Raw genomic sequence first — 22,196 nt, forward strand, 5'->3', positions numbered from 1 at the left:
TAAGTCAAAAATTTTTTGACGTAAAAATCAAAAAATTAATTTTGGCGGACACCCTATTGTTTTCATTGTAAAATATTGATTTTACTTTATAATATTGTATGCATTGTTTAAAGTTGTTTTAACTTTATATTAATCCCTAAAACAATAAATAATTAATTTTAAATACTTTAAAATACATAATATCTTTAATTAGTGTTTATTATTTTTTGGAATGGGTTCTATTAAATGATTTTTAATTGATTTAACTATTGAATAATATATATTCGATTTTATGGAACTTGTCCACTCAAATAATTATATGTTATTTGTTTTATAAATTAAATTTTGTTCTATTTTATGGAACATGTCCAATAACAAAAAACATATTAAACAGTTAAAATAAATAATATAATTTGTTTCATCCAATATTCTCTTATAATATAATTCGGACATGTTGCCAACCTTATTAAAATATTTTTGTGGTTTTCTAGACTAGATATTTGTGCTTTTTCATACTATATTTTTGTGGTTTTCTAGACTATATATTTGTGCTTTTTTGTCATTTAAATTTAATTCACGACTGATCTGTTGCAACAATTGAATATAAATCTAAAAATTATCGATGATGGTCTTTAAAAGCAATACACACTTTCGAGGGGTCTTTTCCCGAGATGTCCACTATTCAGTTGCCCTTTCAAGAAAATAATTAAGTTTATATATGGCATTTCATAATAGTTTTACACAGGTGTGTTTCTTTTTAGTAAACCCCTAAGAGATGAAACAATTTAATGTCTGGCAAAGAATATTGTAGAGTAAAACTCTACAATAAGACATTAAATATAAGCTTTTTTTTATAAATGATTTTTATAGTTTGTCATCACTTTTTTTGAAAACTTGATTTCAATTGTCATTTGATGTGATTGCAGTGGTTTCCCGGTAGTTACATAAGTTATATATGCGGGTGTCAACTATTTATACCTGAAATGCGTTTCTTTTGGCAGGTTAAATCGTCTCTTGCTGGAAAAAATATTTGTTGAACTACCTCGAGCTCCACAGCTCGAGGTAGTTCAAGGGATAATTAGATTTCAAAAAGACTAATATTTTGAGATGATTACACTACGTCATGTCTGATATATTTCACTAAATTTTGTTCATATATTTCAAAATTAATATATATTATTTCCTACACAAATATATTATAGTGGGATTTTTTGGAGGATTGACATGCTAAATAAAAAAATAATGTTTTCAATATTATTTGCATTTTTTTTAGTTATTTCTTCTGTTAATGCAGATGATAGCTATGCTAATGAAACATTTGGCAGTCATGTTGATTCTGATGAGGTTCCTATTGAAAGCATTGATGATAGTGAATCATTAACGACAAATCCCAAATCATTTTCATATTTAAATAATTTAATTAACAATAATTCGAATCTAAATATTTATTTGACAGATGATTATATGTATAATCCTGATTCTGATTCCGAATTTGAAAATGGAATTGTCATTTCCCGTTCCGTTAATGTTTATGGTGGCGGCCATACTATTGACGGCAACAATAAAGCAAGAATTTTTAATGTAACTGTCTCTTCCAGTAGTTATGTTAGCTTTAACAATATTATTTTTACCAATGCCAATTCCCAAAGGGGTTCTGCAATCACCGGAACAAATTATGCTGTTTTTAATTCCCAATTCATCAATAATTATGCCAGCGGTTTTGGAGGCGCCATAAGTGGGGGTTATGCTTCTAATTGTACTTTTGAAGATAATTCAGCTGGAGTTTATGGCGGAGCGATGTATGGGGGAAGTGCGGATAATTGTTTGTTTGTTGGTAATTCCGCTGACTATGGTGGAGCAATCAACGATGTTTATGCAACAAAATCCACATTCAAAAATAATCATGCAAACAAATATGGTGGGGCCATGTACGGCAGTTCTGCCGGAAACTGCATATTCATAGCAAATTCCGCAGATGAAATGTCAGGTGCGGTATTCAATGCATATGTTGTGAACTGCAATTTTATAAATAACTCCGCTACAAATGGCGGTGCGGTAGGGGGCGGATCAAATTCTGCTCAATATTGTAATTTTACAGGAAATACTGCAGTGAAAAATGGTGGAGCATCATACGGATTTTCAATATATGATTCCAATTTCATAAATAATCATGCAGATAGCGGAGGGGCCACTTATACAGGTTCCGTATCCGGTTGTATTTTTGATAATAATTATGCCACTAACGACGGCGGTGCCATACTTGATACTTATGCTGTAAATTGTGTTTTTACAAACAACACTGCAATCAGGGGAGGAGCAATGTTTCAAAACTCAGCCAGAAACTGTAATTTCACACAGAATCATGCAGATTATGGAGGAGCAATGTTCAATGCCCATTCAGATACTTGTAAATTCCTATACAATACTGCCAAAGTACAGGGAGGCGCAATTGATGAGGGAGGTGCCGATTCATCAGAGTTCAGGTATAATACTGCAAAAAACGGCGGTGCAGTATCATTGACTGACCTTGTAACTTGTGGGCTGTTTTACAACACTGCGGAGGAATATGGCGGTGCTGCATATAGAACTTCTGCAAGAGGATGCTACTTTGCTTACAATGAAGCTAAATTTGGAGGTGCATTGTCAGTTTCAAGTTCCGCATCAACATGTATTTTCAAGTATAATACTGCTAAAGTAACTGGAGGCGCCAAATTCGACGCATATGTAGCAGATTCTGAATTTGAAGGTAATTTACCAATATATAAATTATATGTTTCAGATTTCAATGGAATTTACGGATTTGGAGGAGATATCCATATAGGTTTATATGACAATCCAAATTATCCTGTCACTGGTGTGAATGCAACAATTAAAGTTTACAATTCCAAAAATAAAGTCATTGGAACTTATAAATCTGAAGTGGGATATAACTGGTTTGTTAATTTGGCTGCAGGAAAATATAAGGCATCAATCACTGTTGATGATGATTGTTATGAAATAGACCCTGTGAAAATATCCATTACAATTCTCAAATCTTCATCCATTTATGTTGTAAATATAACTACCAATTATCAGTCAGGAAAAGTTTTGCTTGTCAATTTGCATGACGCATCAGGTAAAGTAATAAAATACGCAAAGGTTTCTGTCAATCTCAACGGCGCCACTAAATCTTACTTGACTGACGATAACGGCCAGGTAATGGTTCCGACCAAAACATTAACTCCGAATACTTACATTGCAACAATTAAATTTGCTGGAGATGACACATATGTCGGCTCATCTGCTGTTGCTAAAATTACCGTTAAAAAATTAACCCCTAAAATGACTGCAAATAAAGCGACACTTAAATTAAAAGATAAAACAAAAGCATATAAGGTCATCTTGAAAAATAATAAGAACAAGGTCATGTATCGTGCAAAAATTACTGTAAAAGTCAACGGTAAAACATATTCAGCTACTACAAATGTCAAGGGGCAGGCAACATTCAAGTTAACTAAATTAACCAAGAAACGAACATATAGTGCAGTAGTTACTTATGGTGGCAGTTCAATTTTCAATTCTGTTAAAAAGACAGTCAAGATTACTGTCAAATAATTCTTTGCAATATTATTGAATATCCGTTAATTTATTTTACATTATCTTATTTTTTAAAGTGATTTAATCAACTGCAAATCAATTTTAAATAATCCGCTTTCATTTTTTTCAAATATTGCATTTCATGATATAGGTTAAGTAGTATTTACATGAAAAAAATAAAAAAATAAGGATGAAGTGCTAGAAAGCACCTCCGCCTCCACCACCGGATCCGCCTCCAAGGCCACCAAATCCTCCTGAATCAGATGAAGGTGTGGCTGAGGATTCTCCAGTAATAAATGCATTGTGCATCATATAGTATCCTCCATAATGGTGGTACAGGAATATGTCATCATCAAAACCTGAAATATTCTTTTCCTGAAGTTTCATGGCTTTGTAGACATTATCTGCTACTCCAAGGGCAGTACCATAAATCAGGTACTTTTTCCAAATGACTATGGATTCCGGAGGATGTTCGTTAATTAAACTGTTGTCCTTAAGGAATTTCTTAAAGTTTTTCCATTTTAGATAGAAGAGTCTGCCTTTTTTAGTCCATTGTCCGAAAATGTCGTTTGGAAGCATCATTACAATAAAGGAAAATACTGAAAGTACGATTCCTCCTCCTATTGCAAAGATTCCATTATGGAGATTTGTAAGCAATCCCAATATGAATATTATTATTCCAATAACCAATCCTGCAATTCCGAATATTTTCATGAATTTTGATCCTTTGGCATTGAAATAGGTTTCAAGATTCTCGGAATCCAAATATTCATGTTTGACGTCCTGTTGCCATTCATTAAATTCTTCCATGAACAGTTTTGCATTTGATTCATAGGACAAATCATTGTTTAAGTTGGACAGATTCACTATATCATGGCTGTCTGAAAACATCTCCATAATGTCAAACACAGTATTTTCATGGATGGCCAAACCGGAGGTTTTGTCTCTGTTTAATTTCAGGAACAGTTCGGTTAAATCGGTATTTTGATCTCTTCTGGTTTCAAGTTCGAATACTTTTTTGTCTATCAGATTGAGTATTGTTGCTTCAAATCCCTTCATGTTCGGAGTTCCAATGTCATGGGTATTGTCAATCAATGCATTCACCATTGCAGGCGCATCATCTGTTGGAGGTTCCCTTTCATAGATTCCATCATAATCAACTTTTGGTTCTCTTCCGAATCTGAAGTAAATTATTATTGCAATTATTGGGCTGATTAGGGATAGCAGTCCTAAAACAATATAGGAAACGCTCCAGAGGTTTCGCTCGTTCACGCTCTCTTCAAGATTATGCATTATCTGTTCTTTACCGTTCTCGTTTACATGCTTTGCATATGTTGCGTTATTAAAATCATCCAACGGCATTAGAACAAGAAGTTCATAGAATTCTCCGGAAGGTATGGATTTGGATGTTAAGGTAATCGTATTGTTGCTTAAAAAGCTTGTTGAATTGTACTCCTGAGGATTTAAGAAATAAATGTTGTCCTTATTTCCAGGAAGGTGAATAATTGCTGTAAGAGCATCAATTCCTACGTCCCAATCTTCTCCCCAAAGTTTGTATTGGAGTCCTGCAACGTCATTGAAAAGTGTAATGGAATTTTCCATGTCATAGCTGATGTAGATATATACTTTGGTATTTGAGATTTTCTGAGTGTGCGCCTCATCGGCATACAGATATATCTGTATATGCTTCACGCCGTCTCCATCAGTGACTTTCACAACAGGATATGCGCCTTTTGCATTTACGGTAAGGTTAGTTATTGATTCCCCCTCCTTTAGGGGAATATCCCTGTAGACTCCATTAAAAGTTCCCTGAAATGTATAATCATATATTTCATCTACATGCAGTAGACCATCACTTCCAACAGTCAGCTCTATGAATGCCTGATCGATGCTGTATTGTTTGTCGTCATCAGCTGAGACAAAGGCCATTGATGAAAGCAATATTAAAAATAATAAAATTATACAAAATGCTTTTTTAACATTCATATAATTTCACCATCATTTTAAAATTTGACTTCAGGCACTGCAGTTTCGCCTTCGGGAACTTTGTAAAATTCCGCTTCATGGAAATTGAACCATTTTGCAAAAAGGCTGCTTGGGAACTGTTCACATGCATTATTGTATTTTAGTACCATGTCATTATAGAATTGTCTTGAATATGAAATTTTATCTTCAGTTTCAGTCAATTCTGATTGCAACTGTTGGAAATTTGAATTTGCTTTCAGTTCAGGGTAATTTTCAGCAACAGCAAACAATGATTTTAAAGCGCCTGTCAATTGGTTATCTGCGGCACTTGCCTCATCGATATTTGATGCGTTCATGACACTTGATCTTGCTTTTGTAACGTTTTCGAATACTTCTTTTTCGTGTCCTGCATAACCTTTAACAGTTTCAACAAGATTAGGTATCAAATCGTTTCTTCTTTTCAGCTGGACCTCGATTTGAGAGTAACTGTTTTTCACGCGATTTCTAAGATTTACTAAATTGTTGTATAGATGTATTATAGTACCGACAACGAATAGTATAGCTATTATTAAAATAATAATTAAAAGTAAATTCATTTTATTCACCTAATATATAATATTAGTATACTAATGAGATATACTTTATCTTTTCATGTTTGCCGGGATTATTTTTTTTAATAATGAAAAATATAATTAATGATTGTATTTTATATTTTTTTTAGATTTTTCCCTTTTAAACAATAAGTTTATATATGTTGAAGTGGATATATTATGTTATCATATTATTCTAGATGATATGATGTACAAGTATTGCTAACTATTTTATGCCGAGATAGTCTAGCCTGGTAAGGCGCGAGACTGGAAATCTCGTGGGCGTTCAGCCCTCCTGGGTTCAAATCCCAGTCTCGGCGTTTATTAGTTTTTAACTTAGTTTTTTAATTTTTAATTTCTATTAAAATACTTGTTAAGCTGATATTTTTTTGCACTCTTAGTTTGCATAAACTAAGTTTTAAATAGTTGAAAGAACTGTGTTTTGAATTTCAAAACATTCGAATCTATATTTTACGTCTCGTAGATTCGCTCTATAAATGGAGGTTATTTAATGGAAGACGATTTTAAGCACTTAGTGCGTATTTCAAGAAAGGATGTAAATGGTAACAAAACCATTGAACAAGCTTTAACTGAAATCAAAGGTGTTGGAATATCTTTATCTAAAACTTTGTGTCGTACTTTAGACTTAGATTTAGATGCTAAAATTGGATACATTGCTGACGAAGATGTTTTAAGAATTGAAGAAATTTTGGAAAACCCTCAGAAATTTGACATTCCTTCCTGGATGTTAAACCGTAGGGAAGACTATGAAACTGGTGATGACATTCACTTAATCGAATCTGATCTTGACATGACTTTAAGGGATGATTTAAACAGAATGAAAAAGACCAGAAGTTACAAAGGTAGAAGACACGAAGTCGGTTTACCTGTTAGAGGTCAAAGAACCAAATCTACTTTCAGAAAAAGTTCTTCAGTTGGTGTAAAACGTTCAAGAGGATAGGCAAGAACTTTTTTTAAACTTAAATTATTGAAATTCAATTTTATAAGGAGATGTTTTAATGGGACAACCTAGAAAATCAAGGAAAAAGTATAATACACCACCACATCCTTGGAATGCAGAAAGAATTAAAAATGAAAACAAATTAATGACTAAATACGGTTTAAAAAATAAAAAAGAAATCTGGAAAGCTGATACTTTAGTCAGAAGATACAGTAGGGAAGCAAGATACTTACTTGGTTTCGGTACTGATCAAATGGTTAACGAAAAATTAGAATTATTAGGACACTTAGCTAGAACCGGTGTTTTGCCTGAAGGTGCTGCTCTTGAAGAAATCTTAGATTTAAACGTTGAAGATATCTTAAGAAGAAGATTACAAACTATTGTATACAAAAAAGGTTTAGCTCGTACTCCTAAAGAAGCAAGAATGTTTGTTGTACATGGTCACATTGCTTTAGGTGGTAAAAAAATCAACTCACCAAGTTATGTGGTTTTAAAAGGTCAAGAAGATGAAATCGGATTTTACCGTTCTTCACCTGTAGCTAAACAAATTGAAGAGTATAACAATAATAAAGCTAATAAAGCTAATACAGAAGAATAAAGGGTGTAACTATGGCAAAAGATGAAAAATGGGGTATAGCTAATATTTACTCATCATTCAATAACACTATTATTACTGTAACAGATATTACTGGTGCTGAAACTATTTCACAATGGTCTGGTGGAAAAGTTGTACGTGCAGACAGACAACAAGCTTCACCTTTCGCAGCTATGGCTGCAGCAACTAGAATAGCTGATGATGCTAAAGAAAAAGGATTTGTTGGATTACATATTAAAGTAAGAGCTCCTGGTGGAAACGGACCTAGAAGTCCAGGACCTGGTGCACAAGCTACTATCCGTGCTTTAGCAAGAGCTGGAATTAAAATAGGAAAAATAGAAGATATTACTCCTATTCCTCACGATGGTACTGGAAGACCTGGTGGTAAAAGAGGAAGAAGAGTATAATTGGAAGGGTTTAATATGGAGATAGAAGTTAGAAGTCAAAGCGACAATGAGATGGTTTTCATTGTTCGTGATGCAGAAGTGCCTTTTATCAATGCTATTAGAAGATGTGCAATGGTAAATGTGCCTAAAATAGCTATTGAAGATGTGGATATTGTTAGAAATGATTCTGCAATGTTTAATGAGGTACTTGCTCATAGACTAGGTTTAACTCCTTTAGTTTCTGATCTTGATGCTCTTGAAGGTATGCCTTTACCTGAAGATGAAGAGTGGGAAGATTTCAACAGTGGAATCTTATTTGAACTAAAAGAAGAAGGGCCTAAAGTTGTTTATTCTAAGGATTTAATATCTTCAGACTCAAAAATTAAACCAGTATACGACACAATTCCTTTAGTAAAACTTAAAGAAGATGAAATAATCGATATTACTGCTTCTGCAAAAGTTGGATATGGTAAGGACCATGCAAAATGGATGCCTACAACAGTATGTGCATACAAACAATATCCTGAAATTACTTTTAATGAAGATGAGGAAATTGATTACGATTGCGCATTGGCATGTCCAAGAGGCATTTTAAAATCTGATAGAAGGTCTAAAAAAATCAAAATCAATGAAAAATTTGATGACAGTCCTTTGTTAGGTGTTGAAAACTGTACCATGTGTAAAAGCTGTGTAAGAGCTTCCTCAAATGGATACATTAATGTAGGATATCGCGAAAATGATTTCATTTTCAGAATTGAAACAGATGGAGCAATGCCTCCTAAGGAAGTTTTATTAAAAGCTTGTGATGTATTAGGTGAAAAAGCGGATAAGTTTATCAAATTTAGTGAAGAAGGAGGAAGTAAATAATGGTTAAGAAAGTAATTAAAACAAATCCTAACCTTATTGAACTTATTAATAAACTTTATGAACAATCAAGAAGTGAAGATGCAGCTATATGGAAAGATGTTGCACAAAGACTTGAAAGGTCTAATAGAAGAACAGCTGAAGTAAATTTGTCTGATATTGCAAGATATGCTGAAGCTGGTGAAACTATTTTAGTACCAGGTAAAGTTTTATCAAACGGTAATTTAGAAGAAAAAGTAGATGTTGTAGCATTAAAATTCTCAGCTAAAGCACAAGAAAAAATCGAAAGTGCTGGTGGAGAATGCATCTCAATTGATGAGATAATCGAATCAAATCCTAAAGGATCAAACATTAGGATCATGGAATAAATAGGGTGTTATTATGATTATTGATGGAGAAGGATGCGTTTTAGGAAGATTAGCTAGTGTAACTAGTAAAAATCTTTTAGAAGGCGAAGAAGTAGTAATTCTTAATGCTGAAAAAATTATGTTAACTGGTAACAGGGACTGGGCTTATGCTAAATACAAACAAAGAGTTGACAGGGCAAGTATTTCCAACCCTCGTGATTTAGGTCCAAAATATCCTAGAAGACCAGATGATATATTTAGAAGAACTGTAAGAGGAATGTTACCTTTCAAAAAATCTAAAGGTAAAACCGCATACAAAGGTTTAAAAGCTTTCGTAGGCGTACCTGCAGAATATGCAGATGCTGAACTCACTGCAGTTCCTGAAGCAGAATACAAAAACATTAAAAAAGGTATCGAATTAGGAGAAATCTCCAAACTTTTAGGAGCTACCTTTTAGATAAATGGATGTGTGATTATGGTTAAAGTTATTCATACAAGTGGAAAACGTAAAACAGCTATCGCAAGAGGTACCGTTCAAGAAGGAACCGGTAAAGTAAGAATCAACAGAGTTCCTTTAGAACTTTATTCTCCTGAGCTTGCTAACTTAAAATTACAAGAACCATTAACCTTAGCTGGAGACTTAGCTAATGAAGTTGATATCAATATCAAAGTTATTGGTGGAGGAGTAATGGGTCAAGCTGAAGCTGCACGTATGGTAATTGCAAAAGGACTCGTACAATGGTCACAAGATATGGATTTAAAAGAAAAATTCATTCAATACGACAGAACCATGTTAGTAGGTGACCCAAGACGTTCAGAACCTAAAAAATACGGTGGTCCTGGAGCAAGAGCACGTAAACAAAAAAGTTACAGATAATTACTCTGTACCTTTATATTTTATTTAAATCAAAAAAAGATGATATAAATGATTCCTATTAGATGTTTAAGTTGCGGAAAACCTGTATCAGCTCATTTCGATGAATACAATAAAAGAATTGCAGCTGGTGAAAAGTCCAAAGATGTTTTGGATGACTTAGGTTTAACTAGATATTGTTGTAGAAGAATGCTGATTTCACATGTTGAAACATGGGAATAATTTTACAATTATAGGGATGTTATATTGTAAAATATAAATCTTGGTAAAATATATGCCTAAATGGAGTATTATTCATGAACGTTGAGAAAAAATTAACAAGGTTTGAAAGAGCTAGACTTCTTGGAGCTAGAGCAATTCAAATTTCAATGGGTGCAAAACCTTTAGTTGAAATTAAAGATTCATTGGATCCGATTGACATAGCTTATGAGGAGTTAAAAGCTGGAGTTTTACCATTAGATGTAATTAGAGATGAATAAATAGTTAATCTATTTATTCTTAATAATTTATTTAAAAAAAATAAAAAATACCAACATAACTCTATAAAGAAACTTACTGATTTTTTAAAGAGTATAGATTATATGGTAATAAATCAAATGACACTGAGGTGTTTTTTTTGGATAGCATAATAGAAGATGTCCAAGTTCGTAAGATTTTGGATAGCAGAGGAAACCCAACCATTGAAGTTGATGTGGTTACCTGGAATGGTTTCGGTCGAGCCGCTGCACCAAGTGGAGCCAGTACAGGTTCCAGGGAAGTTGTATCCTTTCCGGAAGGTGGAGTGGATTTGGTAGTCCGTGAAATGGAAGATTTCATAGCTTCCGAACTTATCGGAATGGATGCTGAAGACATGTCAACCATCGATGAGGTACTGCGTGAAATAGATGGTACTGATAATCTGTCTGCCATAGGTGGTAACACTACTGTAGCGATTTCCATGGCTGTAGCTAAAGCCGCTGCAAAATCTTATAACATGCCATTATACAAATACATTGGTGGAAATTTAGTAAATGAATTGCCGTTTCCTTTAGGAAACATGATGAACGGAGGAGCGCATGCAGGCGTTAATGCACCTGACATTCAGGAATTTTTGGTTGTTCCGATTGGAGCTACCAGAGTTAGTGAAGCCATATTTGCAAACGCCAGTGTTCACAAAAGATTAAAGGATTTAATTCAAACTAAAGACTCCAATTTTACTGGTGGCAAAGGAGATGAAGGAGGATGGGTGCCTAATATCACCAATGATGATGCTTTGGAAATTCAAGCCCAAGCATGTGAAGAAGTCGGTGATGAACTGGGTATTGAAATCAGACCTTCTTTAGACATGGCAGCTTCTGAATTGTGGAATGCAGATGAGCAGAAATACATTTATGCTCAAGACGGTGTTAAAAGAGACACTGGAGATCAAATTGATTTTGTAAAAGAAATCATTGATACTTATAAAATGTTTTATGTGGAAGACCCATTTGACGAATCCGATTTCGAAGGATTTTCACAGTTGACTTCAAAAGCTGGAGACAAATGTTTAATTTGTGGTGATGACTTGTTTGTAACCAATAATGAATTATTGGCAAAGGGTATTGAAATGAATGCCGCAAATGCTATTATCATCAAACCTAACCAAATCGGTTCTTTATCTGAAACTTATGCTACTGTAAAGTTAGCAAAAGAAAACGGTATTGTACCGGTTGTATCCCACAGGTCCGGTGAAACAACTGATGAAACCATAGCTCATTTGGCTGTTGGTTTTTCATCCCCGTTGATTAAAACCGGAGCTATAGGTGGCGAGAGAATAGCAAAATTAAACGAACTTATCCGTATTGAAGAGGAACTTACAAATCCAAAGATGGGTGAATTCTAATAATAGTTAAGGGAGTGAGTTTAATGGCAAAAGTAACTATTGATTACGATAAATGTGATGGTGCTGACTGTGCAGAATGTTCTGACGTTTGCCCAATGGAAGTTTTAGTTCTCGAAGGAGATAAAATCACAATCAACAATCCGGAAGATTGCAGTTATTGTGAAGTATGTATGGATGTATGTCCAAACGAATGTGTACAAATTGATGATGAAGATTAAATATAATAAAAAAGGTGATTATTAATGACTAACGAACTTTTAATAGATTTAGACAATTATTTAGCAGCAGGTTTACATATCGGAACCCAACAAAAAACCAGTGACATGGAAAAATATATATTCAGAGTAAGATCTGACGGTTTATATGTTTTAGACATTCAAAAAACAGATGAAAGAATCAGACAAATTGCAAAACTTTTAGCAAAATACGACCCTGAAGACATTTTAGTAGTAGCTACCAGACAATACGGTCAAGCTCCTGTTAAAAAATTCGGTGAAATCACTGGTGCAAAAACCATTCCTGGCAGATTCATCCCAGGTACCTTAACCAATCCTAATTACGCTAAATTCATCGAACCAAAAATTATTGTTGTAACTGACCCAAGATCTGATGCACAAGCAATCTTAGAATCAAAACAAAACGGTATTCCTGTAATTGCTTTATGTGATACTGAAAACTTACTCAGTTTTGTTGATATTGCTGTACCTGTAAACAACAAAGGTAGAAAAGCTATTGCATTAGTTTACTGGTTACTTGCAAGACAAATCTTAAGAGAAAGAGGCGACATCCCAGAAGATGGTGACTTAGATATTGAAGCAACCGACTTTGAACTTAAATTCTAAATGAGTTAAATGTTAAGAAAACCTGCTGTTGCCGGAGCATTTTATCCGGCGAGTCCCGAAATCCTCGTAAAAACCATAGAAAATTGTTTTTTAGATGATTTTGGCGTTGGTGAAATTCCTGAATTGAATAAATTTGAAGGTTCAGACTATCCTTTGAATATTATGGTTCCGCATGCAGGTTATCAATATTCTGGTGCAATAGCAACTCACAGCTATTGCAAATTAGTTCAAAATGGTTTTCCTGAAGTTTTTATTATATTAAGTCCTAATCACACGGGTTTCGGTAGTGAAATTTCAGTGTTCAATGATGGGCAATGGGTTACTCCATTAGGTAGTGTCAATGTTGACGGCGAATTTGCAGATGCAATCATCGCCGAATCGGATATTGCTGCTGCCGATTACGCCGCTCATACTCATGAACACAGTATTGAAGTTCAGCTGCCTTTCCTGCAATATTTTTCAGATGATTTTAAAATAGTTCCTATTACTATGGGAACCCAATCTTTTGCAGCTTCAAATGATTTGGCAAAATCCATTGTTGAAGTTTCCAAAAAATTGAACAAATCCTACTGTGTTATAGCAAGTACGGATTTATCTCATTTTAACAATCAAGAAAAAGCCAATAAAGTTGACGGATTTGTCTTGGAGGATATTGCCGAGATGAACGAGTTCAAACTTTTTGAAGAGGTTATTCAGTATAATATAACCATGTGTGGTTACGGTCCGGTAATGACTACAATTCTTGTCTCAAAAATGACCGATAAAACCGATTGTGAAATATTGGCCTATGGGACAAGTGGGGACGTTACGGGGGATTTCACTTCTGTTGTAGGTTATGCTTCAGGTATTTTTAAATAAGGTGTATCCATGATAGCTAAAGCTTCGGCTCCTGCAAAGGCAATTTTATTTGGAGAGCATTCCGTAGTTTATGATGAACCTGCTATAGCGGGTGCTGTTAATAAAAGAGCTTACGTTACAATTAGGGAATCCGATGATGATAGATCTATTTTTAGAGCTCCAAATATTAACTTTGAAGCCGAACTGCTTACACGTGAAAAGAAATATATTTTATTGAAGGGAAAACCAGGTATTATTCGATATATTTTAGAGTCTGTTTATAGAGTACATGACCATACTCCAATTGATATAACATTATCATCAAATGTCCCTATCGGTTCTGGACTTGGATCATCTGCTGCAGTTACCGTAGCTACTTTAGCAGCATTATACAGATATCACAACATTCGTTTTAACAAGAAATCTCTGGCTCATGACGCCCATATGGTTGAACAGGCAGTTCAGGGAGTGGCCAGTCCGCTCGATACTTTGGTTTCAACATATGGCGGTCTTGTCTACTTGTCAAGAAATAAGAAAGTTGAGCATTTCAAGGTCAATTTCAATGTACCTTTTGTTGTAGGTTATACAACAAAACATGGAAACACAGGTAAAATGGTAAAAGATGTTAGGAATCTGAAAAATAGGAATCCTAAAATCATAAATCCTGTAATAACTTCAATGGGCAATTTGACCAATTATGCAAAGCAGGCAATCTTAAAAAGGGATTTCAATAAAGTCGGTGAATTGATGAATATCAACCATGGATTTTTGGATGTTCTGGGAGTAAATACATTGGAATTGTCCAGAATGGTATATAATGCAAGGGAAGCTGGAGCTATCGGTTCAAAAACCACAGGTGCCGGTGGAGGGGGCAGTATAATTGCACTTTGCCCTGGCAAGGTGGATGAAGTTGCTGAAGCCATAGCACGTGATGATAATATTTTAAAAATCCATTTCACTCGAAAAGGAGTTTCTTCAAGGGTTTATAAGTGATTATATGATTATTTTAAAAATTGGCGGAAGTATCCTGACCAATAAGGATTCTGCTGAAAGTGAAATTGACAGTGAATCTTTAAAAAGGATAGCTGGCGAGATTAAATCTTCACTTGACATTTCAGATAAGCAACTGATTATTGTTCATGGGGCAGGTTCATTCGGACATCCTCCTGCAAAGGAATATAAAATAGGAGAACCGTTCGATGAAAATGAGTATCCTCAAAAAAGAATAGGATTTTGCAAAACCCAAAATGCAGTTAAAAAACTGAACATGCTTATATGTCAAGCATTTATAGCTGAAGGTTTGCCTGTTGTTGCAATTCCGGCTTCAAGTTTCATGACAGCCACAAACAAAAGAATCACAGAAGGAAATTTAAAATCCTTTGAAAAATATTTGGATAAGGGATTCATTCCGGTAATTTACGGTGATGTTGTATTGGACAGCGAATTGGAAATCTGTGTTATTTCAGGAGATCAGTTAATCCAGTATTTGGCCGTTAATTTAGGTCCTGATAAGGTAATTTTGGGAACTGACGTAGACGGTGTTTACAACAAGAATCCGAAAACACATGATGATGCAATATTTTTTGAGAAATTCTCATCACTAGAGGATTTGGACACCTTGGAAGGAACTACAAATGTGGATGTTACAGGTGGAATGGTTGGAAAGATTAAGGAACTTTTATATTTAGCAGATTTGGGAATTGAATCTATGATAATAAATGCTGAAGTTAAGGATAATATTTTCAAGGTTCTAGAAGATGAAAAAGTAAAAGGAACAGTAATTTCAAGGGGAAATTAATAATATGATTTCAGATAGAAAATTAGAGCATTTATTAATTTGTGAAAATTATGATGTGGAGTTTAAAAACAAAACCACAGGATTTGAGGACATTGAATTAGTCCATAATGTCCTTCCGGAAGTGGACAAGAACGAAATCGATTTGTCAACTTCAGTTTTTGGTAAGAAACTAGACTCCCCTTTATTTATAACAGCTATTACTGGAGGTCATCCTGCTGCAAAATCAATCAATAAACAATTGGCTATTGCAGCCGAAAATAATAATATTGCAATGGGAGTGGGATCTCAGAGGGCTGCCTGTGAGCATCCTGAACTTGAGGATACCTATACAGTTGTTCGTGAAAATGCTCCAAATTGTTTGCTTGTTGGAAACATTGGTGCACCACAACTTAACTTGGCAGAAAAAGCTGTTGAAATTTTGGATGCTGACATTTTGGCAATTCATTTGAACCCTCTTCAGGAATCCATTCAACCTGAAGGTGATTTGGATGCAAGAGGTTATACTAATTTAATTAATCAAATAACAGAATCTGTTGATATTCCTGTACTTGCAAAGGAAACCGGTTGTGGAATATCAGCCGAATCAGCAAAGACACTTGTCAATGCAGGTGTTGATTTTATTGATGTTGAAGGCGCTGGTGGAACCAGCTGGGCCGCAGTTGAGACATATAGAGCTGAAGACAGATATTTGGGTGAAATATTCTGGGATTGGGGAATTCCTACTGCAATCAGCACAGCTGAAGTAACCAATGCAGTCAATGTCCCTGTCATTTCATCCGGAGGAATAAGAACAGGTCTTGAAGCTGCCAAAGCCATTGCTCTTGGAGCAGATGCTGTAGGTATGGCATTACCGTTTTTGAAAAATTGTGCATCTCAAGAGCAACTTAACGATTTCATTAACAGATTCAACGATTCACTTAGAATTGCAATGTTTTTAGTTGGAGCTAATAACATTGATGAACTAAAACAATCTAATTTAGTCATTCGAGGAAAAACAAGGGAGTGGCTCAATGAAAGAGGTATTAACACTAAAAATTATTCAAGGAGATAAAACATGAGCGTAGAAATAATCGCTATCGGCGGATATCAAGAAGTCGGGAAAAACATGACTGCTGTCAGGATTGGTGAGGATGTTGTCATCTTTGATATGGGAATCCATCTTGACAGAATCAGTATGCACGAAGATACTGATATTGATAGGATGCATAGCTTAGATTTAATTGAAAGGGGAGTTATTCCGGACGATACACTGATGAAGGATGTTGACGGTAAAGTTAAAGGAATAGTATTCTCCCACGGTCACTTGGACCACATAGGTGCAGTGGCCAAATTGGCACACAGATATGATGCACCTTTAATCGGAACACCGTATACTGCTGCCCTAATTGAAAAACAGATTAAAGGGGAACGTAAATTCAAGGTAACCAATCCAATCAGACCTTTAAATCCGGGTAATAAGGTAAAGTTGTCAAAAGACATTACTTTGGAATTTGTTCAGTCAACACACAGTATTCCACAGGCAGTATTTCCGGTATTGCACACTCCTGAAGGAGTTATCGTTTATGCACTGGATTTTAAATTTGACAATCATCAAAAAGTATCTCCACCGCCTGACTACAAAAGGTTAAAGGAACTTGGAAGAAAAGGAGTGCTTGCATTGATTGTAGAGACAACCAATGCCAAAAACTACAATGAGGTCAAAACCCATTCAGAAAGAATAGCTAAAAATATTTTAGAGGATGTAATGAAAGGACCTCTTCAAGAAAAAACAGGTATGATTGTTACCACATTTTCATCTCACGTTGAACGTGTACAGGCTATTGCTGACATTGCCAAAAAAAGCCATAGGGAAATATTTTTCCTTGGCAGATCCATGGAAAGGTTCTGTGGTATTGCACAAAAATTGGGCATTTTGAAATTGCCAAAAAATGCCAGCATTTATGGTTCTCCAAAAGCTGTTAACAAGGCTTTAATGAGAGCCGATGAAGACAGGGCAAATTATTTGCTTGTAACTACAGGTCACCAGGGTGAACCTGATGCATTGCTTCCAAGGATAGCAAATGGCAGAACACCGTTCAATATTAAAAAGGGAGATAATGTAATCATTTCAGCACCAATCATTCCGAATCCAACCAATGCTGCAAACAGACATATTATGGAAAGGAGATTAAAATTGAAAGGTGCTAGAATTTATCCGAATGCTCACGTTTCTGGACACGCTGGAAGAGAAGATCACAGAGAATTCCTACGTATGTTAAAACCACAACATATTATTCCAGCACACGGAGACTTATCAATGCTTGCAGCTTACGCTGAACTTGCAGAAGAGGAAGGCTACAGGATTGGATATGACATTCATATCCTCAGAAATGCTCAAGCACAGGTTTTTAAAAGTTAAAGAGGGAATAATATGAGTGATGTAAAAGAAGTGTTGGGAAATTATTCAACTGACATTACAAAAACTATTGAAGATGAATTGGCAACTATTACTCCAGACAATCTTGCAGAAGCATCTGTTTATCTTACAAGGGCTGGAGGAAAAATGCTTAGGCCAGCTTTGACCTTAATTGTTGCTGAAGCTGTTGGAGGAGAACGTGAAAGTGCTTTGAAATCCGCTGCGGCCATAGAATTGATTCATACATTTTCACTTATCCATGATGACATAATGGATCAGGATGACATGAGAAGGGGAATGCCCTCAGTTCACAAGGTTTGGGGAGATGATGTAGCTATTCTCGCAGGGGACACTTTATTTTCAAAAGCTTTTGAAATAATTATATGTACTGAAGGCACTAGTTCAGAGCAAAACAATAAGGCATTGGCCACTGTTGCAGATGCATGTGTAAAAATCTGTGAAGGTCAGGCTTCTGATATGGGCTTTGAAGATAGATTTGACGTGACTGAAGATGAGTATATGGAAATGATTTTCAAAAAAACTGGTGCACTGATTGCTGCTGCTACTAAAGCAGGAGCTATCATGGGAGGAGCATCAGATGAAGTCATTGATGCAATGTATGAATATGGTCGTTTAATTGGACTTGCATTCCAAATCCAGGATGATTATCTTGACTTGGCTTCCGATGAAGAAACATTAGGAAAGCCGATTGGTTCAGATATTGGAAAAGGTAAGATGACTATTATTGCAATAAAAGGTCTTGATAGTGTTGATGATGATAGGTTATTAGAAATTTTGAAAGCTGAAGAAAATTCTCAAGATGAGATAGATGAGGCAATTGAAATTTTATCAAATTGTGGTGCTATTGAATATGCTCGCAATTTGGCACTAGAATCTGTTGACCAAGCTAAAGAAGTGCTTGAAATTTTACCTGATTCTTCATCTAAACAGGTACTTGCAAACATTGCAGATTTTGTTCTTGAGAGAAGTGCATAGTTTCTCTCATATTTTAATTTTTTTTCATGATTCTGGGATAATCCCAGAACCATGTTATGTTAGTTTTTTGTGAAGTAATCTCCGGAATTTCTATATTCTATGGTAATACGTATATGAATATTTTAAGAAGTGAGTCATTTGAATGTTTTTTTATATAGAAATTCCGTATTTTTGATAATATCTGATATTATCGTATCTAAGTATGTTTTAGGAATTATATAACTCTTTTTATTCGTTTCTAGGGCAATTTTACATACTCAGAACAATTTTCTATTTCTGGAGCAATTTTACAGTGTGAAAGCAACAATGTTTATTAACCACTTAAGCACAATATAATATTATGAAAGGAATAATCGGAGCGATAAGCGGAGACATCATCGGTTCAACCAGGGAGTTCAGAGCTAATAAATCTAAGGATTTTAACTTATTTACCAGAAAATCCACATTTACCGATGATACTATAATGACATTGGCGGTAGCAAATTGGCTATGTGAAAATAAGGATTCAAAGGAAGTTTTAATTAAAAACTTGAAATATTATGGAAATCTTTATCCTGATGGAGGTTATGGCGGCAGATTTAAGCAGTGGTTAAGGCAAGACAGTCCCGAACCCTATGGTAGTTGGGCAAACGGATCTGCAATGCGTGTTTCACCATGTGCATGGGTAGCCAACACTTTGGAAGAGGCGCAGGATTTGGCCTATACTTCAGCCATTGTAACACACAACCATCCTGAGGGAATTAAAGGGGCGCTGGCAACATCCGATGCAATTTATCTTGCAAGGGTTGGTGCAAGCAAGGATGAGATTAGGGACCACATTGAAGTAAGGTATGAATATGATTTAAGCAGGTCTCTGGATGAAATCAGACCTTACTATTCATTTGACGTATCATGTAAGGGCAGTGTTCCAGAATCAATAATCTGTTTTTTAGAGGCCCAAGACTATGAAGATACCATCAGAAATGCAGTATCATTGGGTGGTGATGCGGATACACAAGCAGCCATTGCAGGAAGCATTGCATCAGCATATTGGGAAGTTCCAATAAATATAGCTTATAAGACCATTCACCGTTTGGATTATAGATTGTTGAATGTTTTAATTGATTTTGAAGAGAAATTTAATTCATATTAGATTTCTTTTTCAACTTTTTTAGCTGGTTCATAAACCGGTCATCGTAGTTTTTAGCGATATCCTCATATTTGTTCCAGATTCCAATTGCAGTTTCTGGAATGACATTTCTTTTGTCTTCTGTGAACTTGGTGTATGTATGAAGCATTTCCTTTGAATCGGAAATCATAACCTTAACAAATGGGATATCTGCCTTTTGGATATTGATGCCATTTTCTTTAAACAGTTTAATGATGTTGAATTCCTCATCGTTAATGTAGCAGGTCGGTGAGGCAAGGATATTTATTCTCAAATCTGATCTGTTTTTCAGTGCTTTTACCAACTCTTCGCCTTCACCTTCAAAAAGAAATCCTATTCTCATGTTTATTGATTTTTTGGCCCTTTTGATGATTTCAAGTTCCTGTGCGATAATCTTATCGACACCATAGATTCTCCAAATCGGGGCCTGGACTTGGCTCATTCCGTTTTCATAAACATAAGTTAGTCTTGTTATTGTATCGTCAATTTCGCTTTCCAGTCGCTCTTTTTCACGGGACAGCACTTCAACGGGGGATTTGACATTATATGTCAGTGGTCTTCCATCCTCAACATCGATGAAGTTCTTTTCATTGAGTTTTTTCAACACGTCATATATTTTACTTCTTGGAATTTCTGCAGTTTCAGAGACTTCAATGGCTGTTGCAGATATCAGTGAAGTAAGTGCAACATAGGCCTGAGCTTCATACATTGTCAGGCCGATTCCTTTTAATACTGATAAATTTTCATCCATGGTAATATTATGGTGTTGTTATATATATATAATTGTTACTTTTCACCCTTAAAAAGTGACAAAATCTTTATATATTTAATTTTATTTAATAAATATTAACAACTCTTAAAGAGGTAATTATTATGGCAGATGGATTAGATATGTTTTGTTATCAATGTTCCCAAACCGCTAAAGGTACTGGATGTACTGTAAGTGGAGTTTGTGGTAAAAAGCCAACCGTAGCAAGATTACAGGATAACCTGATCTTTACTATGAAAGGAATCAGTGCATACAACTACAATGCAAATGTTTTAGGAGCTTATGACCCTGAAATCGATGCATTTTTAACCAAAGGGCTATACACAACATTAACCAACGTTAATTTTGATGTTCAAGATTTAGTTGCATTGGCACTTGAAGCAGGTGAAAAAAGTGTAGCTGTAATGAGATTACTTAAAGACGCTCACATTAAAGCTTACGGCGAACCACAACCTGTAGAAGTTAAAGTTGGAGCACAGGAAGGACCAGCAATTATTGTAACTGGTCACGACTTAAAAGCTCTAGAAGAATTATTAAAACAAGTTGAAGGAACAGACATTAAAGTCTACACTCACTCTGAAATGTTGCCTGCTCACGGATATCCTGGCCTAAACAAATATGAAAACCTGGCAGGACAATTAGGTGGGGCATGGCATGACCAAAGAACAATCTTTAAAAAATACAATGCAGCAATCGTTGGAACCAGTAACTGTGTACTTCCTGCTCTTGACGCATACAAAGAAAGAATGTTCACCATGGATGTAGCTAAACTTGAAGGAGTAAAAACAATCGATGATTATGATTTCTCCGAAGTAATTGAATGCGCCAAATCTCTTGGATCTCTAGAACCTGAAGAATTAACTACCATAACAACAGGTTGGAGTGCAGGAGCTATTGTTGAACACGCTGATACAATCAAAAGATTAGTTGAAGAAGGTAAAATCAGAAGATTCTTCGTTGTCGGTGGATGTGACAAAGCAGCAAAACACAACGACTATTACAGAGAATTCGTACAAAACTTACCTCAAGACACTGTAATTTTAACATTAGCATGCGGTAAATACAAATTCAATGATTTGGATTTAGGTGACATTGAAGGCATTCCAAGATTATTGGATGTAGGTCAATGTAACGACACCATTGTTGCAGTTGATGTGGCATTAGCATTATCCGAATTATTTGACTTGCCATTGAATGATTTACCATTGACTATTGTCCTCAGTTGGATGGAACAAAAAGCAGCTGCAGTTTTATGGGCATTATTATACCTTGGAAAAACTGACATGTGGATTGGACCAATTCTCCCTGCATGGTGTAATGAAGACATAATTAATGTCTTGGTTGAAAATTACAACTTAACTCCAACTTCTGGAAATGCATTAGTTGACATTAAAAGAATTATGGGGGAATAACT

At 35.2% G+C, this 22,196-nt stretch carries 24 protein-coding genes and 1 tRNA gene; 22 read left to right on the forward strand and 3 right to left on the reverse strand.

All coding sequences use genetic code 11. The features are described 5' to 3' along the window. Window positions 1–1,203: 1,203 nt before the first annotated feature. On the forward strand, window positions 1,204–3,573 hold the full coding sequence (locus tag Q0W04_RS07710; protein WP_298501654.1) for a hypothetical protein: 2,370 nt from the start codon (window positions 1,204–1,206) through the stop codon (window positions 3,571–3,573). 180 nt (window positions 3,574–3,753) lie between these two features. On the opposite strand, the gene Q0W04_RS07715 is transcribed toward Q0W04_RS07710, so the two are convergent. Together Q0W04_RS07715 and Q0W04_RS07720 are read right to left on the reverse strand one after the other, a co-directional pair. Then, a complete protein-coding gene (locus Q0W04_RS07715; RefSeq protein ID WP_298501657.1) occupies window positions 3,754–5,541 on the reverse strand; it encodes a DUF2207 domain-containing protein in 1,788 nt (595 codons plus the stop codon). Between the two features lie 17 nt (window positions 5,542–5,558). Continuing rightward, a complete protein-coding gene (locus Q0W04_RS07720; RefSeq protein ID WP_298501660.1) occupies window positions 5,559–6,116 on the reverse strand; it encodes a LemA family protein in 558 nt (185 codons plus the stop codon). Between the two features lie 229 nt (window positions 6,117–6,345). On the opposite strand from Q0W04_RS07720, the gene Q0W04_RS07725 reads away from it, so the two are divergent. From Q0W04_RS07725 to Q0W04_RS07820, 20 genes are all read left to right on the forward strand, one after another. Beyond that, window positions 6,346–6,430: transfer RNA gene (locus Q0W04_RS07725), tRNA-Ser, on the forward strand. Window positions 6,431–6,621: 191 nt separating this feature from the next. Beyond that, window positions 6,622–7,071: a 30S ribosomal protein S13 gene (locus Q0W04_RS07730; protein ID WP_298501662.1), complete on the forward strand. Its 450-nt coding sequence runs from the start codon at window positions 6,622–6,624 to the stop codon at window positions 7,069–7,071. Window positions 7,072–7,129: 58 nt separating this feature from the next. Next, the gene (locus Q0W04_RS07735) at window positions 7,130–7,669 is read left to right on the forward strand and encodes a 30S ribosomal protein S4 (RefSeq protein ID WP_298501664.1); all 540 of its coding nucleotides are present in this window, start codon (window positions 7,130–7,132) and stop codon (window positions 7,667–7,669) included. An 11-nt stretch (window positions 7,670–7,680) separates the two neighbouring features. Then, window positions 7,681–8,073: a 30S ribosomal protein S11 gene (locus Q0W04_RS07740; RefSeq protein ID WP_069574667.1), complete on the forward strand. Its 393-nt coding sequence runs from the start codon at window positions 7,681–7,683 to the stop codon at window positions 8,071–8,073. Window positions 8,074–8,088: 15 nt separating this feature from the next. After that, window positions 8,089–8,919 (forward strand): DNA-directed RNA polymerase subunit D, encoded by an 831-nt coding sequence (locus Q0W04_RS07745; RefSeq protein WP_298501667.1) that lies wholly within the window; start codon window positions 8,089–8,091, stop codon window positions 8,917–8,919. Then, the gene (locus Q0W04_RS07750) at window positions 8,919–9,284 is read left to right on the forward strand and encodes a 50S ribosomal protein L18e (RefSeq protein ID WP_298501670.1); all 366 of its coding nucleotides are present in this window, start codon (window positions 8,919–8,921) and stop codon (window positions 9,282–9,284) included. Before Q0W04_RS07745 ends, Q0W04_RS07750 begins: the two co-directional genes overlap by 1 nt. Before the next feature lie 13 nt (window positions 9,285–9,297). Continuing rightward, window positions 9,298–9,720 carry a 50S ribosomal protein L13 gene (locus Q0W04_RS07755; protein WP_298501672.1) on the forward strand — a complete coding sequence of 141 codons (423 nt, stop codon included), beginning with the start codon at window positions 9,298–9,300 and terminating at the stop codon, window positions 9,718–9,720. A gap of 18 nt (window positions 9,721–9,738) precedes the next feature. Then, entirely contained in the window at window positions 9,739–10,140 is a 402-nt protein-coding gene (locus Q0W04_RS07760) for a 30S ribosomal protein S9 (protein ID WP_298501675.1), read from the forward strand. Between the two features lie 48 nt (window positions 10,141–10,188). After that, window positions 10,189–10,359: a DNA-directed RNA polymerase subunit N gene (locus tag Q0W04_RS07765; RefSeq protein WP_298501677.1), complete on the forward strand. Its 171-nt coding sequence runs from the start codon at window positions 10,189–10,191 to the stop codon at window positions 10,357–10,359. A gap of 74 nt (window positions 10,360–10,433) precedes the next feature. After that, window positions 10,434–10,616, forward strand: a complete 183-nt coding sequence (locus tag Q0W04_RS07770; RefSeq protein WP_067043597.1) for a DNA-directed RNA polymerase subunit K — start codon at window positions 10,434–10,436, stop codon at window positions 10,614–10,616. A gap of 137 nt (window positions 10,617–10,753) precedes the next feature. Further along, entirely contained in the window at window positions 10,754–11,998 is a 1,245-nt protein-coding gene (gene eno / locus Q0W04_RS07775; RefSeq protein WP_298501682.1) for a phosphopyruvate hydratase, read from the forward strand. Window positions 11,999–12,021: 23 nt separating this feature from the next. Next, the gene (locus tag Q0W04_RS07780) at window positions 12,022–12,216 is read left to right on the forward strand and encodes a 4Fe-4S dicluster domain-containing protein (RefSeq protein ID WP_298501685.1); all 195 of its coding nucleotides are present in this window, start codon (window positions 12,022–12,024) and stop codon (window positions 12,214–12,216) included. A 24-nt stretch (window positions 12,217–12,240) separates the two neighbouring features. Continuing rightward, the gene (gene rpsB / locus Q0W04_RS07785) at window positions 12,241–12,840 is read left to right on the forward strand and encodes a 30S ribosomal protein S2 (protein ID WP_292740274.1); all 600 of its coding nucleotides are present in this window, start codon (window positions 12,241–12,243) and stop codon (window positions 12,838–12,840) included. A gap of 9 nt (window positions 12,841–12,849) precedes the next feature. Then, window positions 12,850–13,698 (forward strand): AmmeMemoRadiSam system protein B, encoded by an 849-nt coding sequence (amrB, locus tag Q0W04_RS07790; RefSeq protein ID WP_298501689.1) that lies wholly within the window; start codon window positions 12,850–12,852, stop codon window positions 13,696–13,698. Window positions 13,699–13,707: 9 nt separating this feature from the next. Further along, on the forward strand, window positions 13,708–14,670 hold the full coding sequence (mvk, locus tag Q0W04_RS07795) for a mevalonate kinase (protein ID WP_298501691.1): 963 nt from the start codon (window positions 13,708–13,710) through the stop codon (window positions 14,668–14,670). Window positions 14,671–14,674: 4 nt separating this feature from the next. Beyond that, complete coding sequence (locus tag Q0W04_RS07800; protein ID WP_298501694.1) at window positions 14,675–15,475, forward strand: isopentenyl phosphate kinase; 801 nt, start codon at window positions 14,675–14,677, stop codon at window positions 15,473–15,475. A 4-nt stretch (window positions 15,476–15,479) separates the two neighbouring features. Continuing rightward, the gene (gene fni, locus Q0W04_RS07805; protein WP_298501696.1) at window positions 15,480–16,526 is read left to right on the forward strand and encodes a type 2 isopentenyl-diphosphate Delta-isomerase; all 1,047 of its coding nucleotides are present in this window, start codon (window positions 15,480–15,482) and stop codon (window positions 16,524–16,526) included. Window positions 16,527–16,529: 3 nt separating this feature from the next. Beyond that, window positions 16,530–17,873, forward strand: a complete 1,344-nt coding sequence (locus Q0W04_RS07810; RefSeq protein ID WP_298501698.1) for an RNase J family beta-CASP ribonuclease — start codon at window positions 16,530–16,532, stop codon at window positions 17,871–17,873. Between the two features lie 12 nt (window positions 17,874–17,885). Beyond that, the gene (idsA, locus tag Q0W04_RS07815) at window positions 17,886–18,866 is read left to right on the forward strand and encodes a short chain isoprenyl diphosphate synthase IdsA (protein ID WP_298501701.1); all 981 of its coding nucleotides are present in this window, start codon (window positions 17,886–17,888) and stop codon (window positions 18,864–18,866) included. A 340-nt stretch (window positions 18,867–19,206) separates the two neighbouring features. Further along, window positions 19,207–19,998, forward strand: a complete 792-nt coding sequence (locus tag Q0W04_RS07820) for an ADP-ribosylglycohydrolase family protein (RefSeq protein WP_298501704.1) — start codon at window positions 19,207–19,209, stop codon at window positions 19,996–19,998. On the opposite strand, the gene Q0W04_RS07825 is transcribed toward Q0W04_RS07820, so the two are convergent. Continuing rightward, a complete protein-coding gene (locus tag Q0W04_RS07825) occupies window positions 19,985–20,764 on the reverse strand; it encodes a TrmB family transcriptional regulator (protein ID WP_298501707.1) in 780 nt (259 codons plus the stop codon). The genes Q0W04_RS07820 and Q0W04_RS07825 overlap by 14 nt on opposite strands. 122 nt (window positions 20,765–20,886) lie before the next feature. Between Q0W04_RS07825 and hcp the strand changes: the two genes are divergently transcribed. After that, window positions 20,887–22,194 (forward strand): hydroxylamine reductase, encoded by a 1,308-nt coding sequence (gene hcp / locus Q0W04_RS07830; protein ID WP_298501710.1) that lies wholly within the window; start codon window positions 20,887–20,889, stop codon window positions 22,192–22,194. Window positions 22,195–22,196: the final 2 nt, after the last annotated feature.

Origin of the sequence: uncultured Methanobrevibacter sp. (genome assembly GCF_947170395.1) — an archaeon.
Taxonomy (GTDB): Archaea; Methanobacteriota; Methanobacteria; order Methanobacteriales; family Methanobacteriaceae; genus Methanocatella.

Excerpts from the sequence above, each read along its gene's own strand:
- Q0W04_RS07710 (WP_298501654.1), top strand. The coding sequence starts at position 1,204 with ATGCTAAATAAAAAAATAATGTTTTCAATATTATTTGCATTTTTTTTA.
- Q0W04_RS07715 (WP_298501657.1), bottom strand. The coding sequence starts at position 5,541 with ATGAATGTTAAAAAAGCATTTTGTATAATTTTATTATTTTTAATATTG.
- Q0W04_RS07720 (WP_298501660.1), bottom strand. The coding sequence starts at position 6,116 with ATGAATTTACTTTTAATTATTATTTTAATAATAGCTATACTATTCGTT.
- Q0W04_RS07730 (WP_298501662.1), top strand. The coding sequence starts at position 6,622 with ATGGAAGACGATTTTAAGCACTTAGTGCGTATTTCAAGAAAGGATGTA.
- Q0W04_RS07735 (WP_298501664.1), top strand. The coding sequence starts at position 7,130 with ATGGGACAACCTAGAAAATCAAGGAAAAAGTATAATACACCACCACAT.
- Q0W04_RS07740 (WP_069574667.1), top strand. The coding sequence starts at position 7,681 with ATGGCAAAAGATGAAAAATGGGGTATAGCTAATATTTACTCATCATTC.
- Q0W04_RS07745 (WP_298501667.1), top strand. The coding sequence starts at position 8,089 with ATGGAGATAGAAGTTAGAAGTCAAAGCGACAATGAGATGGTTTTCATT.
- Q0W04_RS07750 (WP_298501670.1), top strand. The coding sequence starts at position 8,919 with ATGGTTAAGAAAGTAATTAAAACAAATCCTAACCTTATTGAACTTATT.
- Q0W04_RS07755 (WP_298501672.1), top strand. The coding sequence starts at position 9,298 with ATGATTATTGATGGAGAAGGATGCGTTTTAGGAAGATTAGCTAGTGTA.
- Q0W04_RS07760 (WP_298501675.1), top strand. The coding sequence starts at position 9,739 with ATGGTTAAAGTTATTCATACAAGTGGAAAACGTAAAACAGCTATCGCA.
- Q0W04_RS07765 (WP_298501677.1), top strand. The coding sequence starts at position 10,189 with ATGATTCCTATTAGATGTTTAAGTTGCGGAAAACCTGTATCAGCTCAT.
- Q0W04_RS07770 (WP_067043597.1), top strand. The coding sequence starts at position 10,434 with ATGAACGTTGAGAAAAAATTAACAAGGTTTGAAAGAGCTAGACTTCTT.
- Q0W04_RS07780 (WP_298501685.1), top strand. The coding sequence starts at position 12,022 with ATGGCAAAAGTAACTATTGATTACGATAAATGTGATGGTGCTGACTGT.
- rpsB (WP_292740274.1), top strand. The coding sequence starts at position 12,241 with ATGACTAACGAACTTTTAATAGATTTAGACAATTATTTAGCAGCAGGT.
- amrB (WP_298501689.1), top strand. The coding sequence starts at position 12,850 with ATGTTAAGAAAACCTGCTGTTGCCGGAGCATTTTATCCGGCGAGTCCC.
- mvk (WP_298501691.1), top strand. The coding sequence starts at position 13,708 with ATGATAGCTAAAGCTTCGGCTCCTGCAAAGGCAATTTTATTTGGAGAG.
- Q0W04_RS07800 (WP_298501694.1), top strand. The coding sequence starts at position 14,675 with ATGATTATTTTAAAAATTGGCGGAAGTATCCTGACCAATAAGGATTCT.
- fni (WP_298501696.1), top strand. The coding sequence starts at position 15,480 with ATGATTTCAGATAGAAAATTAGAGCATTTATTAATTTGTGAAAATTAT.
- Q0W04_RS07810 (WP_298501698.1), top strand. The coding sequence starts at position 16,530 with ATGAGCGTAGAAATAATCGCTATCGGCGGATATCAAGAAGTCGGGAAA.
- idsA (WP_298501701.1), top strand. The coding sequence starts at position 17,886 with ATGAGTGATGTAAAAGAAGTGTTGGGAAATTATTCAACTGACATTACA.
- Q0W04_RS07820 (WP_298501704.1), top strand. The coding sequence starts at position 19,207 with ATGAAAGGAATAATCGGAGCGATAAGCGGAGACATCATCGGTTCAACC.
- Q0W04_RS07825 (WP_298501707.1), bottom strand. The coding sequence starts at position 20,764 with ATGGATGAAAATTTATCAGTATTAAAAGGAATCGGCCTGACAATGTAT.
- hcp (WP_298501710.1), top strand. The coding sequence starts at position 20,887 with ATGGCAGATGGATTAGATATGTTTTGTTATCAATGTTCCCAAACCGCT.